This window comes from Ancylobacter oerskovii (assembly GCF_018390555.1).
Classification (GTDB): Bacteria; Pseudomonadota; Alphaproteobacteria; order Rhizobiales; family Xanthobacteraceae; genus Ancylobacter; species Ancylobacter oerskovii.
In genome coordinates, this window is sequence record NZ_JAHBGB010000027.1 from 68,198 (window position 1) to 85,831 (window position 17,634).

Below are 17,634 nucleotides of genomic sequence, written 5' to 3' on the forward strand. Positions count from 1 at the left end.
CTTCAGCCCTCCCCGGCCATCTGGCGCAGCACGACGCGCTGCTGGAGCTTGCGCTGCGCCTGGTCGACGACGACCGCGGCGATGATGACGATACCCTTGATGACGGTCTGCCAGAAGGAGCTCACCCCCATCATCACCAGGCCGTCGGAGAGGATGCCGATGACGAAGGCGCCGATGATGGTGCCGCCGATCGTGCCGCGCCCTCCCGACATCGAGGTGCCGCCGAGCACGGCGGCGGCGATGGCGTTCAGCTCGAAGGTCTCGCCGGTGGCCGGGTGCGAGGCCATCAGCTGGGAGGAGATGATGAGCCCGACGAGGGCGGCGCAGAAGCCGGAGAACATGTAGACGAACATCTTCACCCGGTTGACCCGGATGCCGGACAGCCCGGCCGCCCGTTCATTGCCGCCGACCGCGAAGATGTGCCGGCCGAGCGGCGTCCTGCCGGCGATGTAGGCGGCGGCGAGCGCGACCGCGATCAGGATCCAGATGGTGAGCGGCAGGCCGAGGATGCTGCCGGCGCCGAGCGTGGCGAAGCCCGTTGTGCCGTATTCCGGGCGGCCGACCAGATTGGCGAAGGTCGCCCCGTCGGAAGAGAGCAAGGCGAGGCCGCGCATCACATAGAGCGAGCCGAGCGTGGCGATGAACGGCGCCACATTCAGTCTTGTGATCAGCAGCCCGTTGATGATGCCGATGCCGACGCCGACCGCGAGCGTGATGAGGATGATCTCCGGCACGTTGAAGAACACGGTGTAGCCGAAGCCGAGATCGATGCCGTTGAGGATGAGCCCGCCGGCCACCATGCCGCACAACCCGACGATGGAGCCGACCGAGAGGTCGATGCCGCCGGTGATGATGACGAAGGTCATGCCGATGGCGAGCAGCGCATTGAGCGCGACGTGCTTCGACATCAGGATGAGGTTGGCGGTGGAGAGGAAGTTCGGTGCCGCCAGCGAGAAGAACACCAGCACCGCGAACAGCGCGATGAAGGTGCGCAGCTTCATGAGATGGAGGGCGAGCGCCGCGCCGCTCATCCCCTTGCCATTGAGCCTTCCGGCAGCCTCTGTCATTGCGTGCTCTCCAGGGACGATTGCGGGCGGTCTATGCCGTGGCCGGCCGCGGAAGCGGCGACCACCTTGTCCTCGGTGGCGTCGGCGCGGGCGAACAGGCCGGTGAGGCGGCCATTGCTCATCACCGCGATGCGATCGGACAACGCCATCACCTCGTCGAGGTCCGAGGTGACGAAGATGATGCCGAGCCCCTCGGCGGCGAGCCGGCGCATGGTGCGGAACACGTCGGCCTTGGCACCGACATCGATGCCGCGGCTGGGCTCGTCCATCAGCAGCACCTTCGGCCCGGTCATCAGCGCCTTGGCGATCACCACCTTCTGCTGGTTGCCGCCCGACATGGAGGAAACCTCGCGGTCGGGGTCCGGCGCCTTCATGGCGAGGTCGCGGATGAAATGCCGGACCGCTTCGCGCTCGCGCCGCGCATCGATGTGGATATGGCGGGTGAAGGACTTCAGGCTCGCCAGCGTCATGTTGGCGGCGATGGAGAGCACCTGCACCAGCCCCTCGCGCTGTCGATCCTCGGGGATGAGCGCGAGCCCGCGTTCGATGCGGCCGGTGACGTCGCGCTCGGCGACGCGGACGCCCTCGATGAAGATCTCGCCGCGCGCATGCGTGTGACGACCCATCAGGCAGTCGAGCAGTTCGGAGCGCCCGGCGCCCATGAGCCCGTAGATGCCGAGGATTTCGCCGGCCCGCACGTCGAGCGAGACGTGATCGACCAGATAGCCGCCGCTCCTGCGCGGCAGGCTGATCGCCTCGGCACGGAACACCTCGCGCTCCTCGACGGCGGATTCGGCACGGGCGAAGTCCTTGGCGTCGGAACCGATCATCTGCCGCACGATCCAGCGCACGTCGATCGTGCCCATCTTCTCGTGGCCGGTGATGCGGCCGTCGCGCAGCACGGTGATGTAGTCGCCGATCCGCACCAGCTCCTCCAGCCGGTGCGAGATGTAGATGATGGCGACGCCCTGCGCCTTCAGCTCGGCGATGACGCGGAACAGGATCTCCACCTCGACGGCGGAGAGCGCCGAGGTCGGCTCGTCCATGATGAGGATGCGGGCGTCCTGCGCCAGCGCCTTGGCGATCTCGACGATCTGCTGCTGGCCGATGGCAAGGTCCGCCACCAGCGTCTTCGGATCGATGTCGTGCTCCAGCCGGCGCAGCAGGATCGCGGTCTGCCGCTCCTGCTCGGCATGGTCGATGCCACGCAGCCCGCGGGTGATCTCGCGCGAGGCGAACACATTCTCCGCCACCGAAAGATTGGGGAACAGGTTCAGCTCCTGGAACACCATGCCGATGCCGTTGCGCACCGCATCGTCGGTGCCGGCGAACTGCACCGGCTCGCCCTCGATCACGATGCGCCCCTCGGTCGGGCGCTCCACGCCGGCGATGATCTTCATCAGCGTCGACTTGCCGGCGCCGTTCTCGCCGACCAGCACATTCACCGCGCCGCGGTGCACGAGGAAGTCGACGCCCTTCAGCGCCATGGTGCCGGGATAGACCTTGGTGACGCCCTCGATGGCGAGCACGACGGAACTCGGCTCGGTACCCGCGCTCATGACTTGTCCCCGAGCGTCACGACGGCCGGCGTGACGAGCGGCTTGCCGCCCGGCTTGTCGAGCGGAAAGACCCCGATCACCGAGAGCTTCCGGCCGACGAGATCCTCGCGCGGCAGTTTCGCCAGCGCGGTCTCGGCCATCAGCGTGTTGAGCGACTTGGCGAATTGCGCATAGTCGATCTGGTTGGTGAAGGCGTTGAAGGAGATGAAGTCGAGCCGGTCGCGCAGCGCCGTGCCTCGGATCACCGGCCCGATCTGCACCACCGCATCCGCCGTGCCGTCGCCGTCGACATCCACGTCGACGGTCGCGGCGCGCGAGGCGGTATTGGCGGCGACGATACGGCCCTCGAAGCGGCTGGCGATAGTCCAGGGCATGCCTTCCGGCTTCTCGCGATAGCCGAAGCGCGTGCCGGCCTCGTCCGGGTTCCGGGCGATCAGCGCCTGCACCTCGGTGAAGGGGCCGGCCTTCGCTTCCAGATAGGGGACGATCCTGGGTCCCCACATGTCGCGCGCCATCCTGTCGGGATCGAAGGCGCTCGCGCCGGCACCGGCCTGCGTGCCGCCCTCGGCCTTCGCCTTGGCAAGCTCCTCGTTCTTCACGAGCTTGCAGCCCGGCAGCGCGAGCAGCCCCGCGAGCACGACGGTGATGAGGAAGGTGGGGTGGCGCATGCGGGCAGCCTCTCGCCGGTCCGGCCGAAGAGCGAAAAGGAACCCGGCGGCCGCCTCGTGCCGCCGGGTCCAGCTGGGAGGGTCTCAGTCGGCCAGCGCGAAGGTCTCGAGCTTCTTGGCGGTGTCGGCGTTGATCAACACGCAATCCATGAGCTGCTTCTCGCTCTGCCCCGTCGAGCCGGTCTTGATGTATTTGTCGGCCTGCTCGACCGCGATCTCGGCCTGGCGATAGGCCGGCTGCAGCACGGTCGCCTTGATGCCGCCCGAGAGGATCGAGTCGCGCACCTCGTTGGAGCCGTCGAAGCCGACCACGATGACGTCGGTGCGGCCCGCTGCCTTCAGCGCCGCGAAGGCGCCCATCGCCATGGTGTCGTTGCCGGAGATCACGCCCTTGATGTTCGGATTGGCCTGGAGGATCGATTCCATCTTGGAGAAGGCTTCGGTCTGGCTCCAGTTGGCCGACTGGCGGGCCACCATCTTCAGGTCCGGGTAATCGTCGATGACGTCGTGATAGCCCTTGGAGCGGATGCCGGCATTGGTGTCGGATTCCTTGCCGACCAGCTCGACATAATTGCCCTTCTCGCCCATCAGCTTGACGAATTCCTGCGCGCCGAGCTGAGCTCCCTGGTAGTTGTTCGAGACGATCTGCGAGACGGCGACGCCGGCGGCGTTGATCTCGCGGTCGATCAGGAAGGACGGGATCTTGGCGTCCTTCGCCTTCTGCACCGCGGCGACGGTGGCGTCGGCGCCGGCATTGTCGAGGATGATGGCCTTGGCGCCGCGCGCGATGGCGGTGTCGATCAGCTGCGACTGCTTGTTGGCATCGTCATTGTGCACGAGAACCAGGGTCTCGTAGCCGAGCGCCTTGGCCCGCTTCGAGGCCCCCTCCGCCTCCGCCTTGAAGAACGGATTGTCGTGCGAAGGGGTGATGATGGCGATCAGGTCCGCCGCCTGGGCGAGCGAGCCCGCACCGGCAGCCAGCATGCCGGCCAGCCCGGCGGTAAGCAGCAACTTCCGAAAAGGCGTCCGAAAAGGCGTCCGAAAAGACATGGGGTCTTCCTCCATTGGCGTGTGCGGTGCAGGGCGGCGCTTTTGCGATCGGCCGCTTCCCGGCGGGTGGAAACTCCGCCCTCAGGCGGGAGAGGCACGGCTGCGTCGACGCCGCACCGCCTGGCCGCCGGCGAGCGCCAGCACCGCGATGACGACGAGGCCCTGGACGATGTCCTGCGTGCCCGGCGGCAGGCCGACGATCTGCATGGTGGTGACGATCAGCACCAGCAGCAGGCTGCCGAACAGCGTGCCGAGCGCGGTGGAGGACCCGCCGAAGATCAGCGAGCCTCCCAGCACCACGGCGCCGAGCGACTGCAGCAGATAGGGGGCGCCCATTTCGAGGAAGGCGCCGCCGACATAGGCGCCGAGCAGCATGCCGGTGAGCGCGGCCATCACCGCCGAGGCGATGAAGGCGCTGGCGACGACACGCCCGGTGCGGATGCCGGCAAGCGCCGCCGCCCGCTCATTCTGCCCGACCGCGGAGATCGCGCGGCCATAGACGGTGCGCCGGAGCAGCAGGCCGACCAGCACCACCGCGAGCAGCGCCACCAGCAGCATCACCGGAAAGCCGCCGATGCGGCCGGCGGCGAGCGTCTTCAGCAGCGGGCTCATCCCGAAGCCGGCCGCCCAGCGATTGGCGATCAGCGTACCGGTGGCGAGGATGTAGCCGGTGGCGAGCGTCGCGATGATGGCCGGGATGCGGACGGCCACCACGAGCAGCGCATTCACCGCCCCGGTGACGAGCCCGATCAGCACCACCGCGCCGAAGGCGAGCGGCAGGCGTGCGTCGAGCCCCTGGGTGACGACGATGCTGGCATAGGCGCTCAGCGTCAGCACGCTGGCGATGGAGAGGTCGATATTGCCGCGGCCGGTCGTCACCACCAGCATCTGGCCGAGCGCGACGAGGACGAGGAAGCTCGCCGAGGCCGCGACGCCGGAGAGCGAATGCAGGCTGAAGCGGCTGGTGGCCACGGAGAGGATCGCCCACAGCACCACGACGCCGAGGAGCGACCAGACCCAGCGATTGCGTTCCAGCCATTCGGTGAGGTTCATCGGCGCTCCTCCCCCCGGCGCCCGGCGAGCGCGCGCAGCATCAGCATGGCCAGCAGCAGGCAGCCCTGCACGGCGGCGTTGTAGTCGGTGGAAACGTCGAGCGCGCCGAGCAGCGCGCCGATCAGCGCCAGGGTCAGCGCCCCGGCGACGACGCCGAGCGGCGAGATCAGCCCGCCGATCAGCGCGCAGCCGCCCATCACCACGGCGGCGACGCTGATGAGGGTGAACGGGCCGCCGGCATTGATGTCGCTCGCCGTGTTGATGGCGGTGAGCGACAGGCCGGCGGCGGTGGCGAACAGGCCGGCGATGACATAGCGCAGGACCGCGTAGCGCAGCGGCGACCAGCCGCCGAGCTTCATCGCTGCGGCATTGTTGCCGAAGCCGCGCAGCACCACCCCGAGCGGCGAGCGGTCGATGGCCAGCGCCACCACGCCGGCAAGGGCGATCATCACGAGGGCCGCCGGCACGCCGGCGATCTGCCAGGCGAAGATCGCCGTCAGCCATTCCGGGCTGGAGCCGCCCGGGGTCGGCTGCAGCGTGTAGCCGATGCCGATCCAGATGAAGGAGGCGCCGAGCGTCACCACGATGGCCGGGATGCGCCGGAGCTGGATGGTGGCGCCGATCAGCCCATAGGCGAGCAGCCCAAGCAGGAGGCAGGCGACGCCGAGCCAGGGCTGGCCGACCAGCAGGGTCGCGCTCACCACATTGACGAGGCCGGCAAAGGCGCCGACGCCGAGATCGATCTCGCTGCCGCCGACGACGAACATCTGCGCCAGCGCCACCAGCACCAGCGCGATGGCCGGCCCGAGCAGCAGGTCGAGGCCGAACAGCGAGACGGCAAGCGGGTTCACATAGGCCATCAGGCCGAAAACCGCGGCGAGGCTGGCGAAGGGCGCGAGATCGACCAGCCACTCGGCGAGGCCGCGCCGGCCGGCCGTGCCGTCGCGCTCGATGGCGGCGGCGCCGGCGAAGGAGGCATCGACGATGGCCTGCTCGGTGATCTCCGCGCCCACCAGTTCGCGCACGATGCGCCCGCCGCTGAACACCAGCACGCGGTCGCATTCGACGAACTCGATATCCTCGGTCGAGTGCCAGACCACCAGTCGCCCGGCGCGGGCGACATCGCCGATCAGCGCGTAGAAATCTTCCTTGGCGGCGACATCGACGCCCCGGGTGGGATCGTCGAACAGGATGGTCGAGGCGTCGCCGACCAGGGCGCGTGCCACCAAGGCCTTCTGCTGGTTGCCGCCGGACAGGTCCAGGATCGGGGAATCGAAGCGCGCCGGATCGAGCTTCAGGCGTTCGGCCGCGCCGCGCGCCACCTCGCGTTCGGCGGGCTCGGAGACGAGACCGAGCGGCGCCCGCCCGTTCAGCCGGCCGAGCGCAATGTTGGAGAGCACGCTCCAGAGCGGGAACACGCCTTCCTTCTGCCGGTCGCCGGAGACGAAGCTGGCCGACCCCCGCCTCTCGATGCCGCCCCGCGCGAGATCGCGCCCGGGGCCGGCGAACAGGCGGTGCAGCAGGTCGCGCTGGCCGGAGCCTTCGAGCCCGGCGAGGCCGACCACCTCCCCCGCCCTCAGCACCACGTCGCGGCCGAGCGGGGCGACGACGTCGCCGCCGATGCGCACCTGCACCGGCGCGTCCGGGGACAGCGCCGGCCGCGCGGCGCGCCGCTTGCGCAGCGCGCCCTCGCTCGGCCCGCCCATGGCGCCGACCAGCGCCGCGACGGTGGCCTCCGCGCTCGCTCCGGACCAGGCCATGCGGCCATTGCGCAGCACCAGCACGCGGGTCGCGATCTCGACCACTTCCTGCAGCTTGTGGCTGATGAAGATGAAGGCGAGACCGGCCGCCGCACGGCTGCGGATGAAGGCACGCAGCTGCCGGCTGCGTTCCAGCCCGAGCGAGGAGGTCGGCTCGTCGAGAATGATGAGCCGGACCCTGGGCGCCGTCACCGCGCGAGCGATCTCCACCATCTGCCGCTGACCGATCTGCAGATGCCCGACGGGGACGTCGACATTGATGCCATGACCGGGAAACACCTCGTCCAGCGCGGTGCGGGCGCCGGCGCGATAGGCGCTTCGCCAGCCCGGCACCGCGCGGGCGGCCTCCGGGGCCTCGAGGAAGAAATTCTCCGCCACCGAGAGATTGTCGCAGAGCGACAATTCCTGGTGGACGATGCGGATGCCGCCGATTTGCGCCAGAGCGGTATCGTAGATGCCGGGATCGACGTCGACGCCGCCGATCTCGATGGCGCCGGCATCGGCACGGGTCACGCCGCACAGGATGCGCATCAGCGTCGACTTGCCGGCGCCATTGCCGCCGACGAGGCCGAGCACCTCGCCACGCTCGACGACGAGGTCGATCCGGTCATTGGCCCGGGTCGGGCCGAATGCCTTGCAGATGCCCGAGAGCCGCGCAACCGGGGCATGCCCCCCGGCCTCGCCGATGCCACACCCGCGTTCCGGGGAAACCGCGTCCATGGCCTCTCCAGCCAACCCTGCGAAAGCTGCCGTCGCACCGGACATCCGCTCCGGTGCGCGTTGCGTCGTACGGAAAGCCGCCGTCATGGCGTCCACCGCCGGCCGTCAGTTGCCGGCCTTGGCCTTGATGAGATTGTCCTCGACCCATTGCTGCGAATAGGACGGGCTGACGATGACACCCGCCGGCAGATCGGCATAGTCCTTGAGGTTCTCGTCGGTCACCGTCGCCACCGGCATGATCATCAGCTTCGGCGGCGTGGCGCCCTTCACCAGGCCATAGGCCAGCCAGAAGGCGGCGCCGCCGATGCCGGGCGTGGTGTTCATCGAGATGGTGGAATAGTTGTTCGCCTCGCGCTGCTTCGTCCACCACTGGATGAAGTTCGACGAACCGCCGCCCTCGATGACCGGCATCTTCTTGGCGTAGTCGCCGCCATACTGGTCGAAGGCCTGGGCGATGCCGGTGTCGTCGCTGCCGCCCTGGCCGAGCACGGCATCCACATGCGGCAGGCTCGGCAGCGCGTTGGCCACCGCCGACTGCGCCACCGAGGCGGTCGCCTGGCCGTAGACGGTCGCCACCACCTTCACGTCCGGGTAGTTCTTCAGCACGGCTTCCTGCGCCGCGAACATGTCGGCGTCAGGCGCCGAGCCCTTCACGCCGCGCACGACGATGATGTTGCCCTTGCCGCCGAGCTTCTTCAGCACCCATTCGGCCTGCGCCTTCTTGTAGCCCTTGAAGTCGAAATTGAGCTGGTAGTTGCAGGGAGCCGACGCGATGGAATCGAAGGAGACGACCTTGATGCCGGCCTTGCACGCCTTCTCGATGATGCCGTTCACGGCGGTCTCGGAAGCCGCGTCGACGGCGATGGCGTCGACCTTCTTGAGGATCAGCTCGGCGATCTGGCTGTTCTGCTGGGCGACCGTGCCATCACCGTTGAGGATGATGTAATCGGCGATCTTGCCCTCTTCCTTGGCCTTCTTGGCCGCGGCTTCGAAGGCATCCACCATCTGGTGGCGCCAGCTATTGCCGAAATAGGCATTGGCGAGCGCGATGACCGGCTTGTCGGGCGTCGCAGCCGCCGGCATGGCGCCGGCAGCGGCCAGGAGCACGGCGGCGGTACAGGCGAGCGCAAGGGTCTTCACAGGCATCGAAAATTCCTCCCATAGCGGCCCGCTCGAGCAGGCTCTGTCTATTTTGTTCCGGCAGTCGGCATCCGCGGCCTCTGCACGATGACGATAACATTATCTCATCATACCAGTTGCGCAAGCCTCTTCTGGCCGGCATGGTCGGCCCCGGCCTGGGTCCCTCTCAACGGGGCTTCCTGCGCGCCGATATAGCCAGCGCCGGAGGCGATCCCCCCGAGGCAGCGGGACAAGGTGGGCCCTTGGAACGGGGCTCGGATAGGGCGCGCACCTCGCAGAAGGCGTCGCCATGGGAGGATGCCATATGAGCCTTATCGATCCGTTCGAGATCATCGATCCCCGGTTCCGCGCCTATGTCATTCCCATCGCCTGGCTGGAGACGCTGCACACCGGCATGCGCTGGACCGAAGGGCCGGTGTGGTTCGCCGACATGCGCTGCCTGATCTGGAGCGATATCCCCAACAACCGGCTGATGCGGTGGAGCGAGGCCTCCGGCGCCGTCGACGTGTTCCGCGCCGATTCGAACTTCGCCAATGGCAACACCCGGGACCGGCAGGGCCGGCTCATCAGCTGCGAGCATCGCACGCGCCGCGTCACCCGCACCGAGCCGGACGGCAACGTCACCGTGCTGGCGGATCGCTATCAGGGCAAACGCCTCAATTCGCCGAACGACGTGGTGGTGAAGTCGGACGGCACGATCTGGTTCACCGATCCGACCTACGGCATCAGCGCCGCCTATGAGGGCGGCAAGGCGGAGAGCGAGCTCGGCGGCAATCACGTCTTCCGCCTCGACCCGCGCGACGGCAGCCTCGCCATCGTCGCCGACGACTTCCGGCAGCCGAACGGCCTCGCTTTCTCGCCCGACGAGAGCAAGCTCCATGTCGCGGATTCCGGCTTCATCGGAAATCCGGCCTGGCCCCGCCATATCCGTTCCTTCGACGTCGGCGCGGAGGGCCGGCTCGCCGGCGGCGGCGTCCTCACCGAGGTCGCGCCCCACGCCCCCGACGGCATCCGCGTCGATGTCGACGGCAATATCTGGTCGAGCGCCGGCGACGGCGTCCATTGCTACACGCGCGAAGGCGAGCTGATCGGCAAGATCCGCGTGCCCGAGCGGGTCGGCAATCTGACATTCGGCGGCGGCGACAGGAACCGGCTCTTCATCTGCGGGCACACCTCCCTCTACAGCATCTTCCTGAACACGAGCGGCGCGCAGCGGCCCTGACTCCCGGCCGGGAAAGCGGCACGGTTGCGACCGGAGGTAAGCTGCCACTCGCCTCCTGTCGCTGTATGATGCGCCGGGTCGGTCGATGCGCAGCGGCATCTGCCGGCCGATTGAGGTGCTCCTCACCGCACCACGCCTGACAGCGCAACTTGAAGGACGTTGTAATGACCATCCCGACACTGGACGACATGATTTCAGCGCGGCAGCGCATCGTGCCGCATATTCATCGCACGCCGGTCCTGACGTCGCGGATGCTGAACGAGCTGACCGGCGCCGAGCTGTTCTTCAAGTGCGAGAACTTCCAGAAGGCCGGCGCATTCAAGGCCCGCGGCGCCTCGAACGCGGTGTTCGGCCTCTCCGATGCGCAAGCCGCCAGGGGCGTGGCGACCCATTCCAGCGGCAATCACGGCACCTGCCTCAGCTATGCCGCGGGCCGTCGCGGCATTCCCTGCACGGTGGTGATGCCCCGCACCGCGCCGCAGGCGAAGAAGGACGCCGTGCGCGGCTATGGCGGCCGGGTGGTGGAATGTGAGCCCTCCACCTCCTCGCGCGAAGCGGTTTTCGCGGAAGTGGTGGCCGAGACCGGCGCCGAATTCGTCCACCCCTACAACGATCCGCGGGTGATCGCCGGCCAGGCCACCTGCTCGGCCGAACTGATCGAGCAGGTCGACGGGCTGGATGCGGTGATCGCCCCCATCGGCGGCGGCGGCATGGTGTCCGGCACCTGCCTCACCCTTTCCAACCTTGCCCCCGGCATCAAGATCTACGCCGCCGAGCCGCTGAACGCGGATGACGCGGCCCGCAGCTTCCGCGCCGGCCACATCATCGCCGACGACGCGCCCGACACCGTGGCCGATGGTCTCAAGGTGCCGCTGAAGGAGCTCACCTGGCACTTCGTACGCAACCACGTCGCCGATATCCTCACCGCGACGGAAGACGAGATCGTCGATGCGATGAAGCTGATCTGGAAGCGCATGAAGATCGTGATGGAACCGTCCAGCGCCGTGCCGCTGGCCACCATCATTCGCAATCCCGAGATATTTGCCGGCAAGCGCGTCGGCGTCATCATCACCGGCGGAAACGTCGACCTCGACAAGCTGCCCTGGAACTGAGGAAATCCCATGAACGCCAAGACGGACTTTTCCGGCTACGAAGTCGGCTACGACATTCCCGCCGTGCCCGGCATGGCCGAGGCCGACATCCAGACCCCCTGCCTGATCCTCGATCTGGATGCGCTGGAGCGCAATGTCAGGAAGATGGGGGACTACGCCAAATCCCACGGCATGCGCCATCGCAGCCACGGCAAGATGCACAAGTCGGTGGACGTGCAGAAGCTGCAGGAGCAGCTCGGCGGCTCGGTCGGCGTGTGCTGTCAGAAGGTCGCCGAGGCCGAGGTGTTCGCCCGCGGCGGCATCAAGGACATCCTCGTCACCAACGAGGTCCGCGACACCGCCAAGATCGACCGCCTCGCGCGCCTGCCGAAGTTCGGCGCGACCGTGACCGTCTGCGTGGACGACGTGAAGAATGTCGCGGATCTCTCGGCCGCGGCGCAGAAGCACGGCACCGAGCTCGGCATCTTCGTGGAGATCGATTGCGGCGCCGGGCGCTGCGGCGTCACCACCAAGGAAGCGGTGGTGGAGATCGCCAAGGCCGCCGCGGCGGCGCCGAACCTCACCTTCAAGGGTATCCAGGCCTATCAGGGCGCGATGCAGCACATCGACAGCTACGAGGCGCGCAAGGAGAAGCTCGACGCGGCCATCTCGCAGGTGAAGGAGGCGGTCGCCGCGCTCAAGGCCGAGGGCCTCGACCCGGAATTCGTCTCCGGCGGCGGCACCGGCTCGTATTATTTCGAGTCCAATTCGGACGTCTACAACGAGCTCCAGTGCGGCTCCTACGCCTTCATGGACGCCGATTACGGGCGCATTCACGACAAGGACGGCAAGCGCATCGACAAGGGCGAATGGGAGAACGCCCTGTTCATCCTCACCTCGGTCATGAGCCACGCCAAGCCGCATCTGGCGGTGTGCGATGCCGGCCTCAAGGCCCAGTCGGTGGATTCCGGCCTGCCCTTCGTCTTCGGCCGCGACGACGTGAAATACATCAAGTGTTCCGACGAGCACGGCGTGATCGAGGACAAGGACCACGTCCTCAAGGTCAACGAGAAGCTGCGGCTGGTGCCCGGCCATTGCGACCCGACCTGCAACGTCCATGACTGGTATGTCGGCGTGCGCGGCGGCAAGGTCGAGGTGGTGTGGCCGGTCTCGGCGCGCGGAAAGGGCTACTGATGTATGTCGTCGCCGAAAAGGCCATCGCCGGTCTGATGACCCCCGAGGCGGCCTTCGACGCCATCGAGGCCGTGTTTGCCTCGATGGCCCGCCGCAAGGCCTATAACTTCCCGGTCGTGCGCGAAGCCATCGGCCATGCGGACGCGCTCTACGGCTTCAAGGGCGGGTTCGACGGCGAAGGGCTGGCGCTCGGCCTGAAGGCTGGCGGCTACTGGCCGCACAACCAGGAGCACGGCCTGATCAATCACCAGTCGACGGTGTTCCTGTTCGACCCCGACACGGGCCGGGTCAGCGCGGCGGTGGGCGGCAACCTGCTCACCGCCCTGCGGACGGCGGCCGCGAGCTCGGTTTCGATCAAGTATCTGGCGCCGAAGGGTGCCCGGGTGCTGGGCATGATCGGGGCCGGCCACCAGTCGGCATTCCAGATGCGGGCGGCGGCGAAGGTGCATCCGTTCGAGAAGGTGATCGGGTGGAACCCGCATCCCGAGATGCTGGGGCGGCTTTCCGACACCGCCGCCGAACTGGGGCTGCCATTCGAGGCGGTCGATCTGGACCGTCTGGGCGCCGAGGCCGATGTGATCATCTCGATCACCTCGTCCTTCGGTCCGCTGCTCATGGACCGGCATGTGAAGGGCCCGACCCATATCGCGGCCATGGGCACCGATACCAAGGGCAAGCAGGAACTGGATCCGGCGCTGGTGGCGCGGGCACGGGTCTTCACCGACGAGATCGCGCAATCGGTCAGCATCGGCGAATGCCAGCACGCCATCGCGCAGGGCCTCATCACGCAAGCCGCGATCGGTGAACTCGGCGCGGTGGTGACCGGCGAGGACCCCGGCCGCGGCGAGGCGGAAGTCACGATCTTCGACGGCACCGGAGTCGGCCTGCAGGACCTCGCGGTCGCGGCAGCCGTGGTGGAACTGGCCAAGCAGAAGGGCTTGGCCGGCGAGATCGAGATCTGATGTCACGCGGCTCCATTGACCCTCCCCCGCACACGGGGAGGGTCATCGCGGTGGCGCCGCCGACCGTCGCATGCGAGGCCGCTTCCATCCGGCGCCGGGACAACGAAGCCGTCGAACGATCGCCGCTCCGGCAAGCGCCAATGCGGGAAGCGCCGATGCGGCCATGCGCCGCCGCACCGGTCACGGCGCGGCGGCGCCCGGCCTGTCAGGCCTTGATGTTCATGACGGAAATGGCATTGCCGCGAGCGACCTTCCCGCGCGTCTCCTCGTCGAGGGGGGCGGCGTCGAGGAAGCGCCCGGCGACGACCGAATCCTCATAGGGATAATCGACCGAGAACAGCACCTTGTCGGCTCCCAGCGCGGAGAGCGCGGCGATCAGCGGCACATTGTCGAACTGCCCGGAAGTGGTCACGAACATGTTCCGCTTCAGATAGAAGGACGGCGCCTCCTTCAGGGGACGCTTGCCGACGATGAGCGCCGTGCGGCTGTCGAAGCGCCACAAATGATAGGGCATGGTCTCGCCCATGTGGCCGAGGATGATCTTCAGCCGGGGGAAGCGATCGAACACGCCGGAGAAAACCAGCCGCAGGAAATGGGAGGAGGTCTCGAAGTTCCACTCCCAGGTGGGCTTCAGCAGTTCCGGGGCACCTTCGAGCACATAGGGCAGCACGAAGGAATCGGCCGGGTGTAGGTAGAGCGGCACATCGAGGGCCTGCATCCGCTCCCAGAAGGGATCGTATTTCGGATGGTCGAGATAGACGCCATGGGTATGCCCGTTGACCATGGAGCCGACGAAACCGAGCTCGCTGACGCAGCGCTCCAGCTCGGCGATCGCCGCCGGGACATCCTGCATGGGCAGGTGGGCGAAGCCCCGATAGCGCGTCGGCCGCTTCGCCACCTCCGCGGCCAGCCTGTCATTGGCGTCCCGGGCCAGCTTCACGGCCATGGCCGCGTCGGGTTCGCCCTGCGCGCCGGGACCGGAGATGGACAGGACCGCGATATCGACGCCGGCGGAATCCATCGCGGCCAGCCTGCGCTCGCCGAAATCCAACATGAGCTGGCTAAGATGGTCGGCGCGTTCCGACGGCAGGTTCGGCATGACGGCCCGCATGTAAGGCTCGAGCGCCGGCGTGATGAAGTGTTCTTCAAGGGCGATCTTTTTCACGGGAGCTCCAACGGGCTGCGTTCTGCTGGTCTGATGATGTTTCAACCTACAGCGGCCGAATATCGGTGAGAAGAGGGCTGGCCGCACATGATCCGCTCCGATTGATTTCTTCCGGCAGCCCTCCTCCACGACACTGGGGAAACTTATGTCGGTAGCACGCCGACATGACGGCGGGGACAAATCCTTCACGCCTGGATTCTAATAATTTACCAGCGGAACTTTTCTCCGCGCGCGACCTTGAGGCGGCGGCCTCCCTTCTGGAAGAAGCTAGGCGAAGCTGATAATTCTCAAGCATAAAACGGGAGGAAACAGAGTGGAAAAGAAGCCTGAGAACAAGGTTGTTGCCTCCCGCAGGGATCTCTTCACCTCCGGCGCCGCCCTGGTGGGCGCGAGCCTCCTGCCGAAGACGGCACAGGCCGGCGACATGCCCTCCCGCTCGCCCTCCCCCATCAAGGCGCCCGACGCGCCGCCCGGCGGCTACAACATCCTGTTCATCCTGGTGGACCAGGAGCATTTCTTCGATGCCTGGCCGTTTCCGGTGCCGGGCCGCGAATGGATCAAGGCCAACGGCATTACCTTCACCAATCATCAGGCGGCATCCTGCGTCTGCTCGCCGGCCCGCTCGACGCTCTATACCGGCCAGCACATCCCCCATACCGGCATCTTCGACAACGCCAACGCGCTCTGGCAGCCGGACATGTCGACGGATGTGAAGACGGTCGGCCACCGCCTCGCCCAGCTCGGCTACCACGCCGCCTATCAGGGCAAGTGGCACCTCTCCGCCAATCTCGATCAGGTCGACAAGGCGATCGACGCGCCGTTCGCGCAGTATCGCGAGATCATCGAGAGCTACGGCTTCGACGATTTCTTCGGTGTCGGCGACATCAACGACACCACGCTCGGCGGCTACAATTACGACGACACGACCACGGCCTTCGTCACCCGCTGGATGCGTACCAAGGGGCAGGAGCTGAAGGCGGCCGGAAAGCCCTGGTACCTCGCCGTCAACTTCGTCAATCCGCACGACGTCATGTACGTCAACTCCGACCTGCCGGGGCAGACGGTGCAGGGCAAGCGCTCGTCCATGCCGATCGCCCGCCCGCCGGGGAACGACCTCTACGCCGCGACCTGGGACGTGCCGCTGCCCTCCACCCGCACCCAGGCCTTCAACGCGCCCGGCCGCCCCAAGGCGCAGCACATCTACCAGGAGGTGATGGATTATCTCGTCGGCGCGTGGCCGGACGAGGATCGCCGCTGGCGCGTGCTGCAGAACTACTATTTCAACTGCATCCGCGATTGCGACCTGCAGGTCCATCGCGTGCTGGAAGCCGTCAAGGCCAACGGCATGTCGGACGACACCATCATCGTGTTCACCGCCGATCATGGCGAGTTGGGCGGGCATCACCAGATGCGCGGCAAGGGCAACTCCACCTATCGCCAGCAGAACCACCTGCCGCTGATGATCGTCCACCCAGCCTATCCCGGCGGGCTCACCTGCAATGCCGTGACCTCGCAGGTGGATCTCACCCCGACCATCCTCGCGCTCACCGGGGCGGCGCCCGACAAGCTGAAGCAGGCGTCGGAAGGCCTGCCCGGGCATGACTTCTCGCCGCTGCTCACCACCCCCGACGCCGCCAAGGCGGATACGCTGCGGCCGGGCGCGCTGTTCTGCTACAACATGCTGAGCTATCAGGACGCCCGCTGGGCCGCGCATTTCGACGTGAAGGCCGATAATTCGATCCCGCTCGCCCAGCGCATCGCCGCCATGGAGAAGCAGCCGCCGGACTTCCAGCTGCGCTGCTCCATCCGCAGCGTGTTCGACGGCCGCTACCGCTTCTCGCGCTATTTCTCGCCGCAGGGCTTCAACACGCCCGACACATGGGAGGACCTGACGGCGCAGAACGATCTCGAGGTCTACGACCTGCAGAACGACCCGGACGAGGTGAACAATCTCGCCATGAAGGGGCGGGCGTCGGGCGATCTCATAATGTCCCTGAACGCCAAGCTGAACGGTCTGCTCGCCACCGAAGTCGGCGTGGACGACGGCAGCTTCCTGCCGTTCAAGGACGGCAAATGGGTGTTCCCGCCCGCCAGCGAGCGGTAGCGGCGCGCCGTACAGCAGGGTCGGGCGGCGGCCATGGCGCCGCCGCCCCCCTTTTCACATGCCGATCAGCAAGCGAACCCGGCGGGAGCCCAGATGCACAAGGTGAAGCTCGAAGACGACATCGTTCGGATCGCCCTTCAGAGGCGCGGCCGGCTCCGCCTGTTCGAGGCGATCGATCCCAGGCGCACCGCCCATCTGGTGATCGACATGCAGACCGGCTTCATGACCCCCGGGGCCCCGGCCGAGATCGCCCCGGCCGCGACGATCATCCCCAATGTGAACAGGATAAGCGCGGCGTGCCGAAAAGCCGGCGCCCTCAACGTGTTCATCCAGAACTCCATCAGCGAGGAGAGCAAGCACAGCTGGTCGAACTGGTTCGGTTCGTTCTGGACGCCCGAGAAGCGGGAGGGGATGTACGCCACCTTCATGGTCGGGCAGCCCGGCCACGCGCTGCATCCCGATATCGATGTCGAGCCCGGCGACATGCGCATCGACAAGTTCAGGTTCGGGGCCTTTGTCGATGGATCGTCCGATCTTCACGAACGCCTGCGCGCGCGGGGCGTGGATACGGTGATCATCACCGGCTGTGCGACCAACATCTGCTGCGAATCGACGGCCCGCGATGCGATGATGCTGAACTACAAGGTCCTGTTCGTATCCGACGGGACGGCGACCCACACGGATTTCGAGCACAACATTACGTTGAACAACATGATGCTCACCTTCGCCGACGTGATCTCGACCGACGACGTGGTCGCGCTTCTCGACGCCTAGCCGTTCGCTCGACATTTTCGCCTGACCGTATCGCGCCCGGCCTGGGAGAAGGCCGCGCGGCCGTTCTCCGGCGGCGCCATGCGCGCGTCGAGGCCCCTCCCCGCG

The 17,634-nt window shown here is 67.2% G+C and carries 14 protein-coding genes; 6 read left to right on the top strand and 8 right to left on the bottom strand.

Translation table 11 applies throughout. The features are described 5' to 3' along the window. Positions 1 to 2: 2 nt before the first annotated feature. The 7 genes from KHC19_RS12185 to KHC19_RS12215 form a co-directional block, all read right to left on the bottom strand. Complete coding sequence (locus KHC19_RS12185) at positions 3 to 1,067, bottom strand: ABC transporter permease (RefSeq protein WP_213352629.1); 1,065 nt, start codon at positions 1,065 to 1,067, stop codon at positions 3 to 5. Continuing rightward, a complete protein-coding gene (locus KHC19_RS12190) occupies positions 1,064 to 2,626 on the bottom strand; it encodes a sugar ABC transporter ATP-binding protein (RefSeq protein WP_213352630.1) in 1,563 nt (520 codons plus the stop codon). The genes KHC19_RS12185 and KHC19_RS12190 overlap by 4 nt, the downstream gene beginning before the upstream one ends. Continuing rightward, entirely contained in the window at positions 2,623 to 3,294 is a 672-nt protein-coding gene (locus KHC19_RS12195; protein ID WP_213352631.1) for a DUF2291 family protein, read from the bottom strand. The genes KHC19_RS12190 and KHC19_RS12195 overlap by 4 nt, the downstream gene beginning before the upstream one ends. Positions 3,295 to 3,378: 84 nt before the next feature. Continuing rightward, complete coding sequence (locus KHC19_RS12200) at positions 3,379 to 4,344, bottom strand: D-ribose ABC transporter substrate-binding protein (protein WP_378296457.1); 966 nt, start codon at positions 4,342 to 4,344, stop codon at positions 3,379 to 3,381. 81 nt (positions 4,345 to 4,425) lie between these two features. Beyond that, entirely contained in the window at positions 4,426 to 5,397 is a 972-nt protein-coding gene (locus tag KHC19_RS12205; RefSeq protein ID WP_213352632.1) for an ABC transporter permease, read from the bottom strand. After that, a complete protein-coding gene (locus tag KHC19_RS12210; RefSeq protein ID WP_378296454.1) occupies positions 5,394 to 7,964 on the bottom strand; it encodes an ATP-binding cassette domain-containing protein in 2,571 nt (856 codons plus the stop codon). Before KHC19_RS12210 ends, KHC19_RS12205 begins: the two co-directional genes overlap by 4 nt. A gap of 18 nt (positions 7,965 to 7,982) precedes the next feature. After that, a complete protein-coding gene (locus tag KHC19_RS12215; RefSeq protein WP_213352634.1) occupies positions 7,983 to 9,023 on the bottom strand; it encodes an ABC transporter substrate-binding protein in 1,041 nt (346 codons plus the stop codon). Positions 9,024 to 9,321: 298 nt separating this feature from the next. Between KHC19_RS12215 and KHC19_RS12220 the strand changes: the two genes are divergently transcribed. The 4 genes from KHC19_RS12220 to bhcD all read left to right on the top strand — a co-directional run bounded on the left by KHC19_RS12220 (position 9,322) and on the right by bhcD (position 13,486). Further along, positions 9,322 to 10,239 carry an SMP-30/gluconolactonase/LRE family protein gene (locus tag KHC19_RS12220; RefSeq protein WP_213352635.1) on the top strand — a complete coding sequence of 306 codons (918 nt, stop codon included), beginning with the start codon at positions 9,322 to 9,324 and terminating at the stop codon, positions 10,237 to 10,239. Between the two features lie 164 nt (positions 10,240 to 10,403). After that, complete coding sequence (bhcB, locus tag KHC19_RS12225) at positions 10,404 to 11,351, top strand: beta-hydroxyaspartate dehydratase BhcB (protein ID WP_213352636.1); 948 nt, start codon at positions 10,404 to 10,406, stop codon at positions 11,349 to 11,351. A gap of 9 nt (positions 11,352 to 11,360) precedes the next feature. Further along, positions 11,361 to 12,524, top strand: a complete 1,164-nt coding sequence (bhcC, locus tag KHC19_RS12230; RefSeq protein WP_213352637.1) for a 3-hydroxy-D-aspartate aldolase BhcC — start codon at positions 11,361 to 11,363, stop codon at positions 12,522 to 12,524. After that, on the top strand, positions 12,524 to 13,486 hold the full coding sequence (bhcD, locus tag KHC19_RS12235; protein WP_213352638.1) for an iminosuccinate reductase BhcD: 963 nt from the start codon (positions 12,524 to 12,526) through the stop codon (positions 13,484 to 13,486). Before bhcC ends, bhcD begins: the two co-directional genes overlap by 1 nt. Before the next feature lie 205 nt (positions 13,487 to 13,691). Here the strand turns inward: bhcD and KHC19_RS12240 are convergent, their stop codons facing one another. Further along, positions 13,692 to 14,651, bottom strand: coding sequence for an amidohydrolase family protein (locus KHC19_RS12240; protein ID WP_213352639.1), 960 nt, complete (start codon positions 14,649 to 14,651; stop codon positions 13,692 to 13,694). A gap of 313 nt (positions 14,652 to 14,964) precedes the next feature. On the opposite strand from KHC19_RS12240, the gene KHC19_RS12245 reads away from it, so the two are divergent. Both KHC19_RS12245 and KHC19_RS12250 read left to right on the top strand, forming a co-directional pair. After that, entirely contained in the window at positions 14,965 to 16,755 is a 1,791-nt protein-coding gene (locus KHC19_RS12245) for a sulfatase family protein (RefSeq protein ID WP_343207705.1), read from the top strand. A gap of 93 nt (positions 16,756 to 16,848) precedes the next feature. Beyond that, positions 16,849 to 17,529, top strand: a complete 681-nt coding sequence (locus KHC19_RS12250; protein ID WP_213352640.1) for an isochorismatase family protein — start codon at positions 16,849 to 16,851, stop codon at positions 17,527 to 17,529. Positions 17,530 to 17,634: the final 105 nt, after the last annotated feature.

Bases quoted from the DNA above. Each gene is read 5' to 3' on its own strand.
- KHC19_RS12185 (WP_213352629.1), bottom strand. From the start codon at position 1,067: ATGACAGAGGCTGCCGGAAGGCTCAATGGCAAGGGGATGAGCGGCGCG.
- KHC19_RS12190 (WP_213352630.1), bottom strand. From the start codon at position 2,626: ATGAGCGCGGGTACCGAGCCGAGTTCCGTCGTGCTCGCCATCGAGGGC.
- KHC19_RS12195 (WP_213352631.1), bottom strand. From the start codon at position 3,294: ATGCGCCACCCCACCTTCCTCATCACCGTCGTGCTCGCGGGGCTGCTC.
- KHC19_RS12200 (WP_378296457.1), bottom strand. From the start codon at position 4,344: ATGTCTTTTCGGACGCCTTTTCGGACGCCTTTTCGGAAGTTGCTGCTT.
- KHC19_RS12205 (WP_213352632.1), bottom strand. From the start codon at position 5,397: ATGAACCTCACCGAATGGCTGGAACGCAATCGCTGGGTCTGGTCGCTC.
- KHC19_RS12210 (WP_378296454.1), bottom strand. From the start codon at position 7,964: ATGACGGCGGCTTTCCGTACGACGCAACGCGCACCGGAGCGGATGTCC.
- KHC19_RS12215 (WP_213352634.1), bottom strand. From the start codon at position 9,023: ATGCCTGTGAAGACCCTTGCGCTCGCCTGTACCGCCGCCGTGCTCCTG.
- KHC19_RS12220 (WP_213352635.1), top strand. From the start codon at position 9,322: ATGAGCCTTATCGATCCGTTCGAGATCATCGATCCCCGGTTCCGCGCC.
- bhcB (WP_213352636.1), top strand. From the start codon at position 10,404: ATGACCATCCCGACACTGGACGACATGATTTCAGCGCGGCAGCGCATC.
- bhcC (WP_213352637.1), top strand. From the start codon at position 11,361: ATGAACGCCAAGACGGACTTTTCCGGCTACGAAGTCGGCTACGACATT.
- bhcD (WP_213352638.1), top strand. From the start codon at position 12,524: ATGTATGTCGTCGCCGAAAAGGCCATCGCCGGTCTGATGACCCCCGAG.
- KHC19_RS12250 (WP_213352640.1), top strand. From the start codon at position 16,849: ATGCACAAGGTGAAGCTCGAAGACGACATCGTTCGGATCGCCCTTCAG.